This is a genomic window from Cycloclasticus sp. (assembly GCF_019090545.1).
In the GTDB taxonomy this organism is placed as follows: Bacteria; Pseudomonadota; Gammaproteobacteria; order Methylococcales; family Cycloclasticaceae; genus Cycloclasticus; species Cycloclasticus pugetii.
In genome coordinates this window covers 94,910-112,551 of sequence record NZ_JAHRVT010000033.1, presented here as the reverse complement: position 1 = coordinate 112,551, position 17,642 = coordinate 94,910, and the positions used below count along the sequence as shown (strand labels likewise).

At 43.9% G+C, this 17,642-nt stretch carries 19 protein-coding genes; 13 read left to right on the top strand and 6 right to left on the bottom strand.

Annotation, left to right across the window (positions count from 1 at the left end):
* Nucleotides 1–12: 12 nt before the first annotated feature.
* Nucleotides 13–462, bottom strand: a complete 450-nt coding sequence (locus KUG63_RS08210; RefSeq protein ID WP_020933203.1) for a DUF4124 domain-containing protein — start codon at nt 460–462, stop codon at nt 13–15.
* A gap of 178 nt (nt 463–640) precedes the next feature.
* On the opposite strand from KUG63_RS08210, the gene KUG63_RS08205 reads away from it, so the two are divergent.
* The 8 genes from KUG63_RS08205 to KUG63_RS08170 all read left to right on the top strand — a co-directional run bounded on the left by KUG63_RS08205 (nt 641) and on the right by KUG63_RS08170 (nt 9,037).
* Nucleotides 641–2,371 carry an acetolactate synthase 3 large subunit gene (locus KUG63_RS08205; RefSeq protein WP_287554767.1) on the top strand — a complete coding sequence of 577 codons (1,731 nt, stop codon included), beginning with the start codon at nt 641–643 and terminating at the stop codon, nt 2,369–2,371.
* A complete protein-coding gene (gene ilvN, locus KUG63_RS08200; protein ID WP_016390397.1) occupies nt 2,368–2,862 on the top strand; it encodes an acetolactate synthase small subunit in 495 nt (164 codons plus the stop codon). The genes KUG63_RS08205 and ilvN overlap by 4 nt, the downstream gene beginning before the upstream one ends.
* Nucleotides 2,863–2,925: 63 nt before the next feature.
* Nucleotides 2,926–3,942, top strand: a complete 1,017-nt coding sequence (gene ilvC, locus KUG63_RS08195) for a ketol-acid reductoisomerase (protein ID WP_016390398.1) — start codon at nt 2,926–2,928, stop codon at nt 3,940–3,942.
* A 111-nt stretch (nt 3,943–4,053) separates the two neighbouring features.
* The gene (gene pssA / locus KUG63_RS08190) at nt 4,054–4,788 is read left to right on the top strand and encodes a CDP-diacylglycerol--serine O-phosphatidyltransferase (protein ID WP_015005022.1); all 735 of its coding nucleotides are present in this window, start codon (nt 4,054–4,056) and stop codon (nt 4,786–4,788) included.
* The gene (locus KUG63_RS08185; RefSeq protein ID WP_287554765.1) at nt 4,785–5,453 is read left to right on the top strand and encodes a uracil-DNA glycosylase; all 669 of its coding nucleotides are present in this window, start codon (nt 4,785–4,787) and stop codon (nt 5,451–5,453) included. Before pssA ends, KUG63_RS08185 begins: the two co-directional genes overlap by 4 nt.
* Nucleotides 5,453–5,953, top strand: coding sequence for a ribosomal protein S18-alanine N-acetyltransferase (gene rimI / locus KUG63_RS08180; protein WP_051184146.1), 501 nt, complete (start codon nt 5,453–5,455; stop codon nt 5,951–5,953). The genes KUG63_RS08185 and rimI overlap by 1 nt, the downstream gene beginning before the upstream one ends.
* Nucleotides 5,954–6,688: 735 nt before the next feature.
* The gene (locus tag KUG63_RS08175) at nt 6,689–6,877 is read left to right on the top strand and encodes a helix-turn-helix transcriptional regulator (protein WP_000127615.1); all 189 of its coding nucleotides are present in this window, start codon (nt 6,689–6,691) and stop codon (nt 6,875–6,877) included.
* A 141-nt stretch (nt 6,878–7,018) separates the two neighbouring features.
* Nucleotides 7,019–9,037: an ATP-binding protein gene (locus KUG63_RS08170; protein WP_138558354.1), complete on the top strand. Its 2,019-nt coding sequence runs from the start codon at nt 7,019–7,021 to the stop codon at nt 9,035–9,037.
* 135 nt (nt 9,038–9,172) lie between these two features.
* On the opposite strand, the gene KUG63_RS08165 is transcribed toward KUG63_RS08170, so the two are convergent.
* Genes KUG63_RS08165 through KUG63_RS08155 form a run of 3 tightly spaced genes read right to left on the bottom strand, consistent with a single transcriptional unit; the run spans nt 9,173 to nt 11,662 of the window.
* A complete protein-coding gene (locus KUG63_RS08165; protein WP_025441390.1) occupies nt 9,173–10,414 on the bottom strand; it encodes a tyrosine-type recombinase/integrase in 1,242 nt (413 codons plus the stop codon).
* A 1-nt stretch (nt 10,415) separates the two neighbouring features.
* Complete coding sequence (locus KUG63_RS08160; RefSeq protein ID WP_287554821.1) at nt 10,416–10,685, bottom strand: hypothetical protein; 270 nt, start codon at nt 10,683–10,685, stop codon at nt 10,416–10,418.
* Nucleotides 10,686–10,687: 2 nt separating this feature from the next.
* Complete coding sequence (locus tag KUG63_RS08155; RefSeq protein ID WP_022609788.1) at nt 10,688–11,662, bottom strand: ParM/StbA family protein; 975 nt, start codon at nt 11,660–11,662, stop codon at nt 10,688–10,690.
* A 464-nt stretch (nt 11,663–12,126) separates the two neighbouring features.
* Here KUG63_RS08155 and mobI point away from each other — a divergent pair, with 464 nt between their 5' ends.
* Entirely contained in the window at nt 12,127–12,570 is a 444-nt protein-coding gene (mobI, locus tag KUG63_RS08150; RefSeq protein ID WP_287554745.1) for a conjugative transfer protein MobI(A/C), read from the top strand.
* Between the two features lie 10 nt (nt 12,571–12,580).
* Here mobI and umuC read toward each other — a convergent pair whose 3' ends face one another.
* Together umuC and umuD are read right to left on the bottom strand one after the other, a co-directional pair.
* Complete coding sequence (umuC, locus tag KUG63_RS08145) at nt 12,581–13,849, bottom strand: translesion error-prone DNA polymerase V subunit UmuC (protein WP_287554743.1); 1,269 nt, start codon at nt 13,847–13,849, stop codon at nt 12,581–12,583.
* A 7-nt stretch (nt 13,850–13,856) separates the two neighbouring features.
* The gene (umuD, locus tag KUG63_RS08140) at nt 13,857–14,306 is read right to left on the bottom strand and encodes a translesion error-prone DNA polymerase V autoproteolytic subunit (protein WP_011788455.1); all 450 of its coding nucleotides are present in this window, start codon (nt 14,304–14,306) and stop codon (nt 13,857–13,859) included.
* On the opposite strand from umuD, the gene KUG63_RS08135 reads away from it, so the two are divergent.
* The 4 genes from KUG63_RS08135 to KUG63_RS08120 all read left to right on the top strand — a co-directional run bounded on the left by KUG63_RS08135 (nt 14,305) and on the right by KUG63_RS08120 (nt 17,605).
* Nucleotides 14,305–14,562 carry a hypothetical protein gene (locus KUG63_RS08135; protein ID WP_287554740.1) on the top strand — a complete coding sequence of 86 codons (258 nt, stop codon included), beginning with the start codon at nt 14,305–14,307 and terminating at the stop codon, nt 14,560–14,562. The two genes, umuD and KUG63_RS08135, sit on opposite strands and share 2 nt — an antisense overlap.
* Nucleotides 14,563–14,945: 383 nt before the next feature.
* Nucleotides 14,946–15,851, top strand: coding sequence for a 3'-5' exonuclease (locus tag KUG63_RS08130; RefSeq protein ID WP_287554738.1), 906 nt, complete (start codon nt 14,946–14,948; stop codon nt 15,849–15,851).
* Nucleotides 15,852–16,064: 213 nt separating this feature from the next.
* Complete coding sequence (locus tag KUG63_RS08125; protein ID WP_287554736.1) at nt 16,065–16,364, top strand: hypothetical protein; 300 nt, start codon at nt 16,065–16,067, stop codon at nt 16,362–16,364.
* Nucleotides 16,365–16,681: 317 nt separating this feature from the next.
* Nucleotides 16,682–17,605 (top strand): WYL domain-containing protein, encoded by a 924-nt coding sequence (locus KUG63_RS08120; protein ID WP_287554734.1) that lies wholly within the window; start codon nt 16,682–16,684, stop codon nt 17,603–17,605.
* Nucleotides 17,606–17,642: the final 37 nt, after the last annotated feature.

Below are 17,642 nucleotides of genomic sequence, written 5' to 3'. Positions count from 1 at the left end.
CAGTGCGGTGACTTAGCGACAGTTCTTGTTGATAAAGTCGTTAAGTTGTTCGCGCTGGTTGTTTCTATCTTCGTCAGTTAAGCGAGAATAGTTCCCCTCAGCGTCTTTGTATAGACGATTACCGCCGTAATCTAGCTCAGCAAGTTTCTTTTTACTGGCATCGCAGTTTTCATTACGGCGCCTGTTTTCATCAGCCTGTTGCTGTAGTTTGTCGCGGGCCGCTTTACGTTCAGCATTAGATTCAGCTATTTTGTTAGCACTGTCTTGAATTGATTGTTGTTGCTGAGTAGGGTCAACAGAACTGTTTGTTGATACAGCGATTTTTTGCACATTAATGGACTTATCCAGCGGGGGTTGTTGCCCGTAGTGCGTTTGGCCTTGGTGGTCAACCCAATAATAAATTGCAGTGTGGGCAAATTGGGTAAAAAGCAAGCAAAAACAAAACATCAAAGCGCGATACATAGGTAAGTCCTTATGATTATGTAGGATTAGTGTCTTTTGGTTAAGTATATAGCACTGTGTGACTAATGAAAGAGCTTGACCAAATGCACAAAAGTTAGTATTTTGTCCAGTTCGATTTCATGTTGTAATCGAATTTATTTTAGATCGAATCAAATCAGTTGAATTTTGGAGAATCATTGTGGAGCTAAGTGGCGGTGAAATCGTCATCCAATCCTTAAAAGATGAGGGTGTGGAATACGTGTTTGGGTACCCTGGTGGGTGCGTATTACATATATATGATGCTATTTTTAAGCAAGAAGATGTGAAACACGTGTTGGTCCGTCATGAGCAAGGTGCTACTCATGCGGCCGATGGTTATGCGCGCTCGTCAGGTAAGCCTGGTGTGGTACTTGTTACCTCTGGCCCCGGTGCGACAAATGCAGTAACCGGCATTGCTACAGCCTATATGGACTCAATTCCTCTGGTGGTGATCACTGGGCAAGTGCCTCGAGCAGTTATTGGTACCGATGCTTTTCAAGAAGTTGATACAGTCGGTATTACTCGCCCGTGCGTAAAACATAATTTCTTGGTAAAGGATGTTGCCGATATTGCTGAAACGATGAAAAAGGCGTTTTATTTGGCTATGTCAGGTCGCCCAGGCCCTGTTGTGGTTGATATCCCTAAAGATATAACAGACCCTGATATTAAGGTGCCTTACCAATATCCTGAAGAAGTAGTCATGCGTTCTTATAAACCAATAATTAGTGGCAATATTGGTCAAACAAGAAAAGCAATTGAACTGATTAAAGCAGCTAAACGCCCTGTAATATACAGTGGTGGTGGCGTTATTTTAGGTGAAGCTAGCGAAGAATTTAGACGGCTTTGTAAAACGTTGAATTTCCCTGTTACTCAGACCTTAATGGGCTTAGGGGCTTTTCCAGGCACAGACCCGCAGTCTATAGGAATGCTGGGTATGCATGGTACTTACGAAGCGAATATGGCAATGCATGATAGTGATTTAATTATTGCTATCGGCGCTCGGTTTGACGATCGGGTAACAGGTAAAATTGCCGAGTTTTGCCCAAATGCCAAAATCATTCATATTGATGTGGATCCGGCCTCTATTTCTAAAACCATTACGGTTGATGTGCCTATTGTTGGACAGGTAAAACCTGTTGTATTAGACATGCTTGCACAAATAGAGAGTTTAGGTGAAACCTTTGATCGTGAGCGTATTGCTGATTGGTGGCGACAAATAGACGAATGGCGTGCAGTAGATTGCATGGCATACGATAAGAACAGCGGCACTATCAAACCACAATATGTTATCGAGCAACTGTACAAGGTAACGAACGGTGAAGCCTTTGTAACATCGGACGTGGGCCAGCACCAAATGTTTGCCGCACAATTTTACCCGTTTGATAAACCTCGTCGTTGGATCAATTCTGGTGGCTTAGGAACAATGGGTTTTGGTTTGCCGGCGGCGATGGGTGTAAAGTTTGCTAACCCAGAGGCTGATGTTGCTTGTGTAACCGGCGAAGGAAGCATACAAATGTGCCTGCAAGAGTTATCGACTATGTTGCAATACGATACCCCCGTGAAAGTGATTAACTTAAACAATGGTTATCTAGGCATGGTGCGTCAATGGCAAGAGTTCACTTATAAAAGTCGTTATTCGCATTCTTACCTTGAGGCATTACCAGACTTTAAAAAGTTAGCAGAAGCGTATGGTCATGTGGGTATTCAAGTGACTATAAAAGAAGATGTAGAGCCGGCGCTAAGGGAAGCCTTTGCGATGAAAGATCGTACGGTTTTTCTAGACTTTTTAACAGATACAGAAGAAAACGTATATCCAATGATTGAGGCAGGTAAAGCTCATAACGATATGGTAATGGCGCCAAACTCAAAGTATAAAAGGATATTGGCATGAGTCGTCAGCATATTATTTCAGTCTTATTGGAAAATGAAGCCGGTGCCTTGTCGCGTGTTTCAGGCTTGTTTTCTGCTAGAGCTTACAACATTGAGTCCTTAACGGTTGCACCGACTCAAGACCCTACCTTGTCTCGACTAACATTGGTAACCGTTGGCAATGATGAGACAATTGAGCAAATTAAAAAGCAACTGAATAAATTAATTGATGTGGTGAAGTTAATTGATTTATCAGAGTCCTTTTCATTAGAACGCGAGCTAGTTTTGCTGAAGGTGAAAAAGAATGATGCCATGTTGCAAAAAATTGACAGTTTAGGCACCGATTCATCAGCCCGTATTACCGATGAAACGGATGGCTATTTGATTGTTGAATTATCAGGCGAAAAAGCTTGGTTGGATGATTTCTTGTCTTCATTGGAAAATGAAGTTATTGATGTTGTTCGGACCGGTGTCATCGGTTTGTCTCGTGGTGAGAGATCGTTAACGCTGTAACAAGTTAAGTGCGGCGTCTTGCGCAGGCAGGACGGTTAAATTTTAATAAAATTAAGGAAAAAGATGAATATTTACTACGATAAAGACGCGGACCTTTCAATCATTAAAGGAATGACAGTAGCTGTTATTGGTTATGGTTCACAAGGCCATGCGCATGCAAATAACCTAAAAGATTCTGGCGTTAATGTTGTTGTTGGTTTAAGAGCTAGCTCAAGTTCAGTGGCTAAAGCACAAGAAGCTGGCTTAGCGGTTAAAGAAGTGGCTGAAGCGGTAGCATCTGCTGACTTAGTAATGATTTTGACTCCGGACGAATTTCAATCTCAGTTATATAAAGAAGAAATTGAGCCAAATATTAAGCAAGGTGCTGCATTAGCATTTGCACACGGTTTTGCTATTCATTATAACCAAGTGGTACCACGTGCTGACTTAGATGTGATTATGATTGCACCTAAAGCGCCTGGACATACCGTACGTAACGAATTTAAAAACGGTGGTGGTATTCCCGATTTGATTGCTGTTTTCCAAGATGCATCTGGCAAAGCTAAAAATATCGCCTTGTCATACGCATCAGCAATTGGCGGCGGTCGTACAGGTATTATCGAAACAACCTTTAAAGATGAAACAGAAACTGACCTATTCGGTGAGCAAGCTGTTTTATGTGGTGGTACGGTTGAACTTGTTAAAATGGGTTTTGAAACATTGGTTGAAGCCGGCTATGCACCAGAAATGGCGTACTTTGAATGTTTGCATGAGTTAAAACTTATTGTGGATTTAATGTACGAAGGTGGCATTGCAAACATGAACTACTCGATCTCAAACAATGCTGAGTATGGTGAGTATGTAACCGGTAAGAAAGTGATCAATGACGAATCTCGTGAAGCAATGCGTGAAACGTTAAGAAACATTCAAAATGGTGAGTATGCTAAACAGTTTATTGTTGAAGGGGCGACTAACTACCCATCAATGACAGCAAACCGCAGAAATAATGCGGCACACCAAATTGAGCAAGTTGGCGGAAAATTACGTGAAATGATGCCATGGATTACTGCCAATGCTTTAGTTGATAAAACTAAAAACTAGGTCGTTTTTTTAAAGACTACAAAAGCGGCCGTTTTAACGGCCGCTTTTTTTTGTCATTATATAGATGATGCTAGGCTATACTAAAAATACAACCAACGGAGTTAGTACTTGATGAAACAAACACCCCCTCCATCCAAAGGGCTGTATTTACTGCCAAACCTATTTACAACCAGCGCCTTGTTTGCTGGCTTTTATGCGATTACAGGCGCAGTTAATGGCCATTTTGAAATAGCTGTTATTGCTATTTTTATTGCCATGGTGCTGGATGGCCTTGATGGCCGTGTTGCACGCATGACCAATACTCAAAGCGAGTTTGGTGCACAATACGATAGCTTGGCTGACTTGGTTTCATTTGGTGTGGCACCTGCAGCAGTTGCTTATTCGTGGGGGCTGTCGTCCTTAGGCAAGTTTGGTTGGATGGTAGCCTTTGTATATGCAACGTGTGGTGCATTACGTTTAGCACGCTTTAATGTTCAGCATAACATTGCTGATAAACGCTACTTTCAAGGGTTAGCCAGCCCAGCTGCCGCTGCCCTAGTGGCCGGCTATGTGTGGTTAATGGAAGACTACCAATTAACAGGCACCGCGGCGACGGCAGGCTTACTAACAGTCACCTTATGTGCGGGTTTATTAATGGTTAGTAACATTCGTTACCATAGTTTCAAAGAGCTTAATTTTACGGGCAAGGTGCCTTTTGTCGTTGCCGTGATTGTTATGCTGGTTTTAGCCTTAATCTATGCTGCGCCTCCGTTAATATTATTTATTATGTGTTTAGTGTATGCCTTATCTGGACTAGTACTAACGATGCGCTTATTGCGCCGAACACAACGCGATAAAACTGAATGACAACATCCAATAGGCAGCTAGCCTACTTGGATCTGATGGGCGTTCAAGTTTGGCAAGAGAGGAGCAGGCAAGAACAAGTAATCGCCGAAGAAGTCAGTGACGACGTTACAGCAAACACCCTTCAAGAGCTTTACGAAATAGCGTCAAACTGCCAACGTTGTGAGGCTTCAGCTGTTAGGAACCAGCTAGTGTTTAGCGATGGCCCAATGCACGCCGACTGGCTCATCGTTGGTGACTTTCCAACACAACAAGATGATAGAGAAGGGCGCCCATTAACCGGCGACGTGGCTCACTTATTATCAGAAATGTTATTGGCGGTCGGGGTTAAAAAATCGACAGTTCATTTAACAAACAGTGTTAAGTGTCGTTCAGCTAATGTTGAAGCGGAAAAGGTCGAGTTATTATCGTGCCGAGCTTACTTGATTCGTCAAATAGAATTGGTAAAACCACAGCTTGTCTTTGTATTGGGTGAAAAGGCAGCACAAAGCTTACTAAAATCAAACGAATCGTTAAGCCACCTAACAGGAACAGTGCATAAGGTTGATGGTGTGCCCACACCAATAGTGGTCAGTTGCCACCCACGCGATTTATTAAAAACACCTTTAGCCAAAAGGCAAGCTTGGGACGATATACAACTGGCAAGAACGCTGGTTAGCAAGGCTTGATGTTAACTAAATTAAAATCGTTGCTGAGTTTAACTGGCCCTCAAGTGGATTATTTACGCCCATTAAAAACACACGATATTCCCAAAGTTCTGACAATTGAGCGGCAAATGTATAGCTACCCTTGGAGTGAAGGCATCTTCAAAGACTGTTTAAAAATTGGCTATTCAAATTGGGCCTTTATTAAAGACGGTCAGTTCGTAGGCTATGTTATTTTATCAGTCGCAGTTGGCGAAGCGCATATCTTAAATATATGCTTGGACCCTGCCTACCAAGGCAAAGGATTAGGTCGACAATTTCTAAAAGAAGTGCTGATTATCGCGAAGAAAAAAAATGCAAACAGTGTTTTCTTAGAAGTAAGACCCTCCAATACAGCAGCCGTTCAACTCTATAAAACCGCCGGTTTTAAAAAAATTGGCAAACGTAAAAATTATTACCCAGCAGCCGATGGTAAAGAAGATGCTTTGGTCTTATCGTTGGATTTAACATCAGATTCTGCGTAAAAAGCTCCTTTGGCATTATTAGCTAACAATCGCTTGCCGTATAATGCCAAATCATTATTTTAAGTAGTTAATCAGCATGTCTAGCGAATTTAAAAAACGGCGAACGTTTGCCATTATCTCCCACCCTGATGCCGCCCAGCCTTTCAACGCTTAAAACCACCTTTCATTGCACACCACAATCACATCTCTACGTACTGAATTTAAAGGCTTTTTGTCTTTTTCTCGTTTCTTTGCTTTTCAATGATGTTCAAGCGTAACCTCGGAAAGTGTGTACAAACTTGAGTACAAATTCCGTTTTAGAGGCCTTTGGCGAAAATTCCATGACACAAATCTGGCTGTAGGCCTTGTGGTTATTGGGTTTGATGAAGAAAGTACCTCCTGCTTTTGGTACTTTGGTTTCGACATTACAAAAGCGGAATAAATGCGATCATCTCTAGTTTTTTGTATATAAGTTTATGAATTTAAAGGGTTCGTCATTGTAGTTTTTGGTGTGTCATCGTTGCGAGTGTACAAACAGTGTGTACAAATTTTTCTCGTTAGGCGTGTTGATTGCTATTCATGACACAAACCGCCTTGTAGCCCTTGTTATTCATAGGTTTGAGCTGAAAAGTACCTAATAGCAACATTTGTGTTTTGATAAGGCTGATCTTCTGAACAAATCATGCATCTTTCTGACCATCAACAAGTGATGAATCAGGCGATGATAGCTTTACATTGATTTTCAGGAGAAAGCAGATGACAGCAGTAGCGCACCAAGTAACCCCTTTTCTAACATCTTACGAAGTGATGGCTCGTTACCACATTAGCTATACGACGCTCTGGCGAAGAATAAAAGATGGCAGCTTGCCGCAACCTCGTATCAACCGAAATACACGAAACAAGCTTTGGCACATTGAAGACTTGGAAGAGTATGAGAAGAATTAGGAATTGATAGCGTAGCTTAGTTTTTCTGTTGGAACTTGGACTAACGCTTTGAAAGCTTGTGCTAACAATATAGTTAATATGTCCACCAACTTAGGCTAAGATAGCAGAATGGATTTTTTTATGGATTGGATGGATAGGTAAGTGGCGACTCCTCAAGAACGAACAACAGGTATTACAAATGCGTCGATAAAAAAACGTTTCGGCTCAATTCCCGCTTGGAAGATGTTGAGTGAATATATCTGGAACGGTTTGGATGCTGGTGCATCAGATATTGATGTCATTATTAATACCTGTGATCTCGGCGGAGTGGAGTCAATAGAGATCCATGATAATGGAGAAGGAATTGACTTTCATAACCTAGACCGAAATTTTGATAATTGGGATGACTCATCCAAAAAACAGGTTACCCAAAAAGGCAGCCAAGGCAGAGGGCGATATTCATTTCATAAATATGCTGCAACCGCAACCTGGCTTACGAGAAGAAAATCTGAGAATGCACGTATCATCATAGACTCGTCTCGTATTAAAACGTACAAAGTTGAGTTGATCGACGATAAAGAGCAGCATAGTAGTATTCTTTCAAATGGAAGTGGGACATCAGTATTTCTTACGGGTATAACGAGTGAAAAATCTCAAAAAATCCCTAATATTGAAAATATCATGGAGGAGCTTTCAAATGAATTTGGTTGGAAGCTAATAGTTTTTTCTAACATTAAAATATCAGTTAATAGAGTCCCACTGACTCCTCCTCAACATAGGTTGTTTCAAGAGCTTATAGAAGTTGATGGAAATAAATTTAATTCAAGTATCATTCAGTGGATTAAAAAACCATCTGGTGAAAAGTCATACAATTATTTTAGAGATTCAAAAGAACATCAGAAGCATAGAAACCTAACTGGTTTTAATTACAAAAACAATTTTTTCATAAGTGGATATATACAATCTGAGTGGTTCGATAATTTTCAAGATACCTCATCTCCAAATGCAGATCTCTTCATTAGTGAAAAGAGTGATGGGAATAAAGTTTTAGCTATGCTGCTAAAAGAACTGCGCAACAAAACAGCCGAGATTTATCAGGGGTTCCTTAGAGAAAGAGCTGTTCAGCTTGTCGATTCTTTCGAAGCAAAAGGATATTTTCCTGTTTACAATTGGGAGTCTGACGAAGATCGTTCCTTTAGAATTGCACATACGAAGAAATTAGTAACTAGTATCTGCGTTGCTGATCCAGCAGCTTTTAATGGGCTAAAGGCTAAGCAAACAAAAATTATAATCTGTTTGCTTGATAGGCTATCTACATCAAGTGAAAATGATAGTTTGATAGATATATTGGAAGGCGTTTTAGACTTAAATAAGGAGCAAATGGATGAATTTGCATCTCAAATAAGTAAATCTAAACTTGATTATATAATTAGCACGATTGGACACATTCATAAGCGAGATCTAGTCGTGCAGAAAATGAAGTACCTTTTTAAAGAGCACGCTAAAGAAGTTCTAGAAACACCAGACTTACAAGGTATTATTGAGGCTAATACATGGTTGTTCGGCCCTCAGTACACAACTATAGGTGCTGAAGAGGATGACTTTTCTAATACAGCTAGAAGTCTTCGGAATTCAGATATTGAAATATTGGATGGGGACAATATCAGTACCAGTGATCTTATTGAAGGCGCTACCATAGAGGGGGCAAAAGGCCAAGTAGATTTGTTTCTTGCACGCAAAATGGTCACAATAGATCATTCTACACAAGAAGAATTTATTAAATGTACGATCATTGAAATAAAAAGACCAAGTGTAGCATTGAATAAGAAACATTTAGCTCAAGCTGAACGGTATGCTGAGGTACTTGATAAGCATCCTGCCTTTAATGATGAGAGAATGAGATTTGATGTTGTTCTTGTTGGAACTAAAATCTCCCAGAATGATACTCAAATTACAAGGCGGTTGAAAGACCTTGCTGGTAAGGGCGGCGCGGGCCTTGTTTCCGGGGCGGATGAAAGAATTCGAGTATACGTTAAAAGTTGGTCTACAATTTTTAATGATTTCGAGGTGACTCATAGTGCTTTATTACAAAAGCTAAAAATTAAGAGAAGCGAGCTAGAGTATAAATCTAAGCAAACCCTTGTGGATGAATTGCAAATACCTCTCTCTGAGGCGTCTTGAAACTTATATTAATTATTCTATAAGTTGTTTTTTTGTAACTGGAAAAAAAACTAATCTAAACCGAGTCAAATGCACTTCTTGACTCGGTCATTGTAAGTTGTACTAGCTCAGTCTCTTCCTTAATTCAGCTACCCCTTATTGTCCGAAACGCCAGTTGAATGGAAAGCCTGTCGGCTCGATGATGGTTTCTAGTTGTTGATACCAAACGTCGTAAGCATGACGCATTTCATCCAGGTACTGATATTGGTTGTAGATAGCATCCAACCCTTTTTTGCTGTGGCCAATCATCAACTCGGCAACTTCTTGCGTCGTGATGGCCGACATTCGCGTTCGCATCGTTCTGCGAAGATCATGCATAGACCAATGTTCCATCTCAATACCAAGCGACCTGCGAGCCCAGATTTTCACATTGTTAGGAATAGTGGTATCAAAGCCATTTGTGGCAAGTTCTTCTTGTCCGTTAGCGGGAAACAAGTAAGTTGATTTACTCATTTGCATCGCCAGTTCAATCAGCTCGATAGCTGGTTTGATTAATGGCCGCATGATCGGCGCTCCAATTTTCTCACCTTGTTTGCGGATCTCTATGGGCACTGTCCACATTGCAGATTGCAAGTCAAAGTGATGCTTTTCAGCTTGAATGAGTTCACCCTTGCGACCGCCCAAAAGCAGAAGCAATTTTATGTAGATGCGGTTCTTCTCAGTGATTTTTGACTCATGCAAATAGCGCCAAAGTATCCTGATCTCGTTATCGTTTAGTACCCGAGTTCGTTTGCCTTTCTTGCCACCGACTTTCTTTGCTGTGATCCCTGCGGCAGCGTTAATTTCCAAAATTTGTTCATCAATCAGCCAGTCATAGAACTTGTGCAGCACAGACACCAGACGTTCTGTGTTTGAAGGGGACGATTCCGAAACCTCGCGAAGACAGTTTCGCAAGGACAATTCATTGATGTCAGTTAATGGGTACTTGCCAAGTCGGGGCAGCAAATATATTTCACTGCTGCGTTTTTGGTAGTGCCACGTTTTCTCCTTTAGCCCTTGCTTACCGGCAGAGTCTATCCAGTCTCGAAAAATCGATTCGAAGCTTTGATTGGCAGAATACTTGGCCCGTTCCTGCTGTAGGTAGAGCTTGGGGTTTCTGCCCTGGTCGAGTACCGCCCTTAACCTATCCAGCTCATTCCTGGCTTCAGCAAGCTTCATAAGTGGGTAAGTACCTATGTCTACCCGCTGTTGCTTGCCATCGAACCGATAACGAAACTGAAAGACAATTTTGCCCTTGGGCGATACCCTAGCACTTAGCCCATCTCGGTCGGCTTTTACTACGGTTTCTTTTGCTTCCTTATTTAACCTGGCATCGAGCCAGCTAACTGATAATGCCATGTTATAAGCCCAGCCCTAGTTTTGATTTTAAAGATTGTTTACGTGATTCTGCTTTGGGTTCTGGCTCTGTACTCATAGAAGTAACTTCACCATCTGGTGCATGGCCATCCACCGGTACAGATGTCGTGGATAGATTGGGTTGGCTCATTTGAATTAAGCCAAAGGTGGCCAGCATCCTCAGACGCTCAGCACGTTCCCGTGGCGGCGTCTTTTCCAATTCTTTGAGCAGTTCAGGGTGGCTCCCTGGGGGAATGTTGACTACGACTCTCATGATCACGCCCCATAAAACCAGAAGCCTCGGACGTTCGCCAAAACAGACTGTTCCGGCACGATGATCTTGCTTCGTGAAAAAATCTCCTTGGCCGCTTCCTTATAAGCCAAGGCTCCACCTCCGGCGATCAATACCAAGTCCGCATTGATGCTTTCGTCACGCATGGATTGGCGCATGGCTGTAAGCGCAACAGGCGCTACCTTTTTCATGGCAGCATTCAGATAAGGTGAAATATCGACTTTTTCTCCAAACAGCAGGACCTGCAAGTCGCCGGTTCTCATGGCTTTTTCAAGTCGATCCATACCTACTTTGGCACCGTGATCTTCTGAAATCAGCTTATCAATGGTTTCCAGTAGCACGGACATTGCCTGAAGGCTGGTTCCTGATGAGCTGTAGCGAATTTCTCCGGCCTCAAGAGCAACCCAGTCAACAGAAAAGAAGCCGGGATCGATGACGACGACGCGACCTTCTTCAATTAAGCCCAAATCACCACCTGTTTGAACCAGATCCATATAGGCACCGGCAGGCTGCGGCAGCACTTTGACGTCATGAACAGTGATGCTGCGTTTAGGCGTCACTTGATGGACACCTTTTAGACGCTTCACAAGGTCAGATTTACGTTGTGGTTCATGAAACTGGGAAACCGGTAATCCAGTGACAACCAAATCGATAGATTCTGTTTCAGCCATTAACAAGGCGGCATGAAAAAGCGCCTTATAGGTTTTTGTGGTGGGATATTCCGGGTGAAGCTCTCGTTCCCAGCCTTGAAGGCGTCCAGCAGGAACACCAGCGGCCCAACGCTCATTATCGACAGACACATACAAACAAGTGTCATCATCGCCTCCACCGATACGCTCCGGCATACGATCCGCAGGACCTGCACCCGCAGGCAGAATAATGGTTTTCGGTTCACTGCCTGATTGGCCAATTGCCAGCTTCAGGTTTGAGTAACCGATATCTACGCCTAGTACAAACATACTTATCTCCTGTGCACTCAAAGTGCTCTAACGGTTTTCAATAAACCGCTCAGGTCACGCTTGGGCATGTCCAAGTGCTCTGGCGGTTCACTCAAATGTCATTATCAGGATTCGGTGCACTGGCGGTGGGCAGAAAGGTGACAAATCCTTTCATCTATCTGCCTATTGCATTTTCGCAAAAGTATGAGAATAGGCTCTGTTTGGCGGCGGATGACTGAGCCAAAAAAATCGAGACGCCAAACGTCGTTTGCATTCTGGCCTGAACTCGCCAAACGGTTTGTATCTTCATGACGATACGTCTTTTCAGGCATTTTTATGTGAAATCAGCCTGTATCCCTTGTCGGGTATGGGATTGAGCGAGTCGATTTATATCGAGACGCCAAACAGTGATTGTGACGGCAGTTTTACGTTTGGCGTTTCGATCCAAAAGCCAAACGGATAGTGGTTTTGGCTTTTGGGGTTAATTGGATGGGGAAATTGGTTTGGTAGAAATCGTCAATGAACAATGGAAATCAGAAGTATCAAATTTATTGCAGCAAGAAACGGACAGGCTAAAAGCGCTGGCAAGAGCTGAAGTTGATGACTTTTGGGTTACCCATTACAAGGTTCGAGAGAATGAGTCCTTTAAAGACTGGGGCCTGCTTGGTGTCCGTATCAGAGACTTTAAGTATGGCTTTGGCATAGAGTGGTACATCAACAGCTTTCACGGTCAACGAGGCAAGCGCGTGGTCTTTAGTAAAGGACTGCGTATTTCAAAGACGAAGCTGAGATACTCATTTTTGGACTGCCAAGGTCTAGCCAAAGAATGGGAGTTAGCGCTGGCCATGGAGAAAGAAGAATTCTTCAGTGATATTCGACGCCAGGTTGATAAGCTCAACATGCTGCGTCGTAGAGTGAATGCCTATTGAGTCAACTACGCTACTTCACTCGCGGTAACTGGTCCCAGCGTGTTGTATAAGCGGGAGACAAATGCTCTCGCTTCATCGACCAATCTTTCTTCGTACCTTGTCCAGCAAAGAAAACCTTTCCGGCACCGCTTTGGTTAATGGTGTCCAATACTGACATTAACTGCTGGCTATTAGAGCGGGTCGATACGTCATCGAATAGTCCTGGTTGAAACATGCCTGGATCGTAAAAGTCAGACAGCATGACGCCCGCTTTGGCATAACGAAAACCATCCTTCCATATCCGCTTGAGCAAGTGACTGGCCAGCTCGATAAAATCCCTCGTATCACAACTGGGTATCAACAATTCGCCCGATGCGGAGTTGCTGTACTGCGGCTCGTTGTCCTTAAAGGGGCTGGTACGTATAAACACGGTCATCACTTTGGATTGCTGCTGTTCTTTGCGAAGCTTCTCAGTGGCGCGGGTTGCGTATTCACATACGGCCTCACGTAACAATTCAAATTGCGTTACTTTTGCGCCAAATGAACGGCTACAGACGATTTGTTTCTTAGTTGGCGGGATCTCTTCAAGTTCAATGCACGACTCACCATTGAGCTCTCTGACAGTTCTTTCTAAAACCACTGAGAACTGATTTCTGATGGCTCTAGGAGACGCATTGGCGAGATCTAAGGCTGTGGTGATACCCAACGCATTTAAACGCTTAGAAAGCCGTTTACCAACGCCCCAAACATCATCAACCGGAACTAATGCGAGCAATCGACGTTGCCGATCTAGATTGGTCAGGTCTACAACCCCCTGAGTGGCGGGGTATTTCTTGGCGGCATGGTTAGCCAGCTTGGCGAGTGTTTTTGTCGGTGCAATGCCTACACAAACGGTGATCCCAATCCAGTGGCCTATGCGCTCTCGCACTTGTTGTCCGAACTCGACAAGGGATAGGGCAGACTCAATACCGGTTAAATCCAAAAACGCTTCGTCAATGGAGTAGACCTCTACTCGTGGTGCCATCTCCTCCAAAGTGCGCATCACTCGACTGCTTAAATCTGCATACAGCGCATAGTTGGACGAAAAAGCCAAAATGCCATGACGCTGCATTTCAGCTTTGATCTGAAAGACGGGTACGCCCATTTTTATACCGAGTAACTTAGCTTCACGCGACCGTGCAACCACGCAGCCGTCATTGTTGGACAGCACCACAACCGGCGAATCCTTTAAATCAGGACGAAACAGCTTCTCACAACTGGCGTAAAAGTTGTTGCAGTCCACCAAGGCAAATACTGGCATGGGATAGTCACGACTTACGGCGCATGTTTCGCACCACATTGGTGACCACACCAAATATCTCTAACTCTGTCCCTTCAGGAATATGAATGGGCTCATACGCCTGGTTTCTTGGGATCAGCTTTACGCACGGCCTTAGTTGAAGTTCCTTTACCGTGAGTTCACCATGGATTCCCGCGATGACAATGTCACCGTGTTCTGCTTGGACAGAGCGATCAACCACCAAAATATCATCTGGGTGAATCCCAGCATCAATCATTGAATCACCTTCAACACGCACAAAGAATGTTGCAGCTGGTCGCTTGATGCACAGCTCATTAAGGTCGAGCGTTTGCTCAACATAATCCTGCGCTGGTGAGGGAAAACCAGCAGAAACACGTTCCATGAACAATGGAATACGAAGGCGCTTGGCTTTGATGAAGGCAAGTGCGCCGCTACGGCCTATCAGCGAGACACTCATGACGAACCTCGAAAAATTACAATTAGCACTGTTTGTTTATACAGTATCTAATGCTATGCTGATTTCTACAAGTAAAATTGTAGGTAAAACTGTGGTTGTTCGAGTAAGACGCTGTGTTGTCGGTGATTTCTTTTTTGTGTTGAAAAGCTTGAAGTGGGGATTGCTCGCCCTCGTCAAAGCCTGCAAGGCTTGGACAATACTGCTTCTGCCTACTGCTCTTGTTTCTGTTACTGATCCTGTTACTGCTACTGGTTAACGCATGGGTCAAGTAACCGTCAGGCAAGGCTTGTTGAACCCTTTGCAAAGGGTTTAAAAACAGTTAGTAAAATTCTGCTTCGTATTGAATTTACAGGCTTAAAGCGAAGTCAGGAGCATCTTTAAAGTGCTCAGTCGAACTCAGTTCAAGCCTTTTTCAACCGTTTGGCAAGGGGTTGGCTAAGCCATACGTAAAGGGTATCGGTAAGGGTTACCTAAACGGTTTAGCTAAGGCTTTCTGAAAGGCTTATCCAAAGCCTTCATACATGGGTTCACCCAGTAGAAAGATTAAAAAAACGCTGAGGTATCCAAGGTGCATTTTGTACAACCTGTGGCACAGTGAAATAACCCAAAGCGAACAATAGAATTGAAGAGGAACCATCAATGACAAGAGCCCCTGCGCCATTTCCGCTAGAGCGCCTCGCGGATATCCCAGAAAGACCAGAAGATTTTAGATTGCTGGAGCGTATTCCATTAACGCGTGAACCGCAGACTTGGCCACTTGAACTTTCTCCTATGGTCGGTGATGAACAGCCAATGGTGCTGCTCGATACAGAGACAACCGGACTGTCTGCCGATGAAGAGACCATTATTGAGCTTGGTATGGTTAAGGTGCTTTACAGCCCATCAGCTAAGCGGATTGTGTCGATTGTTGATGTGATCAGCCTGTATGAAGATCCCGGCAAGCCAATCCCCGAGCTGATTACCGAGTTAACCGGTATCACCGATGATATGGTGCAAGGCCAGCGCATTGATGATGCACTGGTTGCGAGTTGGTTATCCGATGATCCGTTGGTGGTTGCACACAATGCACAGTTTGATCGTCCTTTCTTTGAAAATCGGTTTGCTGCATTAGGACATCTATCTTGGGCCTGTTCAGCCAGTGGCATAGATTGGAAGGCGCTGGGTTTTGAAAGTCGAAAACTTGAGTATCTGCTGCTTCGCTTAGGTTGGTTCTATGAAGGACACCGAGCTGCAACCGATTGTTTGGCGATGGCCTGGTTGTTTCATTTGTTGCCCGATTCCGTTGCAAACTTGTTGTCAGAAGCAGACAGGCGAACTGTGTTAGTTCGTGCGTTTGGTGCGCCGTTTGACGTAAAGGACTATTTAAAAGAGCGCGGTTACCGCTGGCATGACGGTGTAAAAGGTGCCAACAAACATTGGTGGCGCGAAATCAGCGAAGACGAGTTGCCGCAGGAACAAACTTACCTAGATGATTTGTATCATCGTGGCTCAGAACATGCCCACTATGACTACAAAGATGCCCGCAATCGATTTAAAGCTTTGTAGCTCTCTACAAGGTAAGCCTTGCATATTTGAAAACCTCTGGAAAATGGAAAGTGAACTTACGTTATACCCAAACTGCTTGGTGTTGCAGCTAGGCGGCAAGTGAGCGAGTCCCCATGAGCATAGATCTTCTATGTGATTGGGGTGAGCGAATGCAGGTAACACCGCTGCGGCTGCAAGTAGGCAGGGTATATAACCAACAAGAGGAATCTTTCCATGTACCAAGACACCTACATTGAATACTGGGGCGAAATCTTCGTCTCTGCCCGCATCATTGAATTTGGCATCACGTTCGAGCGCTTTCTTAAAGATCCATGGAAGCATTTGATGTCCTGTGGCCAAGAATCTGCACCGGACGCGATTGCTGAAGGGATGCTGCCATTGCTACCAGCCCAGGCAGAAGTTGCCAGGCGCATTCGGGAGAGTGAGCAACGAGTCCTGATATCTACAGAGACGGACAAAGGGGTATCTCATCGCGGTAACATCGTGGTGCCATTGGTTCGGGTAGCGCATTAATAGCGGCTATCAGCATTGGCACAAAACAAGGTCTTCACGCTCATGACTCAGCGGCAATTGTAATCCAGATCATAAAGTTGCCGCTTAATCTTCCCTACAAAATAATTTGTGATAGGATGATACCTAATAAAATTAATTAGGTTGAAGCCTATTCAGTGTTTTATGGCAATCTGTCCAGCTTCAACCAATAGAGATTGATTAGTCATTGAGGATAAAGAGCAGCCATGTGCCATGCCGTTCAATGTGATTACGCGATGTCGGTCCTTACTTTATAAACAGAGTTTTAAGAATCTGGTTGAATTGGATAAACAAGACGCATGACAAATGATGGTCTGAAACAAACGGTAGTGGCGAAGCCAGATAGGCTTTCGCAGATAGCGCAGTTGCCACAAGCAACCAGGGATCGCATTGCCCACATCGATTTCACCTTATTGTTTAAGGGAGAGGCGGTACGGGCGGATTTAGTCGATCGCTTCAGTATAGCCGCCGCACAAGCAACGAAAGACTTCACAATGTACCGAGAGCTTGCACCAGGCAACATTGAGTATGACCAAAAGCTCAAGTTGCACAAGCGCGGTGAAGCATTTGAGCCCTTGTTCGACTACGACGTTGTGAGAACGCTGGCAACCATTAGCCAAGGGTACGGCGATGGCTTTACTGGAAAGGTAAAACCGCCGCTGGCTTGTGAAGCGCCTTATCACCTTAACAAACCGAATCTATCGATAGTGGCGAAAGTCACCGAGGCCATCCACAAAGGCAAAGCCTTGAGTATCACTTATGTGTCGTTATCGAGCGGTGAAACCACGCGTGAAATTGTTCCGCATACGCTGGTGGACAATGGCCTGCGTTGGCACGTTCGTGGTTATGACCGTAAACATAATGAGTTCCGTGACTTTGTACTGACCCGAATTAAAACAGCGGTCGTGCTTGAGGATTCCACTTTGTCTGAAACGGAGCTCGAAAACCAAGATCGGCAATGGAATCGCTTTGTAGAGCTGGAGTTAGTACCACACCCACGCATAGAGCACAGTGAAGCGATTGAACTTGATTATGGCATGACGGGTGGTGTTCTAAAGGTTGAGATTAGAGCAGCAACCGCTGGCTATTTGCTACGCCAATGGCATGTGGATTGTTCTACGGAACACTCATTAATGGGCTTTGAGTATCAGCTTTGGTTGCGTAACAGCCAAGCACTTTATGGTGTCACAAACTTAAGAATTGCGCCGGGCAGAACAAGTTAATCGAACGATGTAGCGGCCATTGAGGCGTTACAGAAAG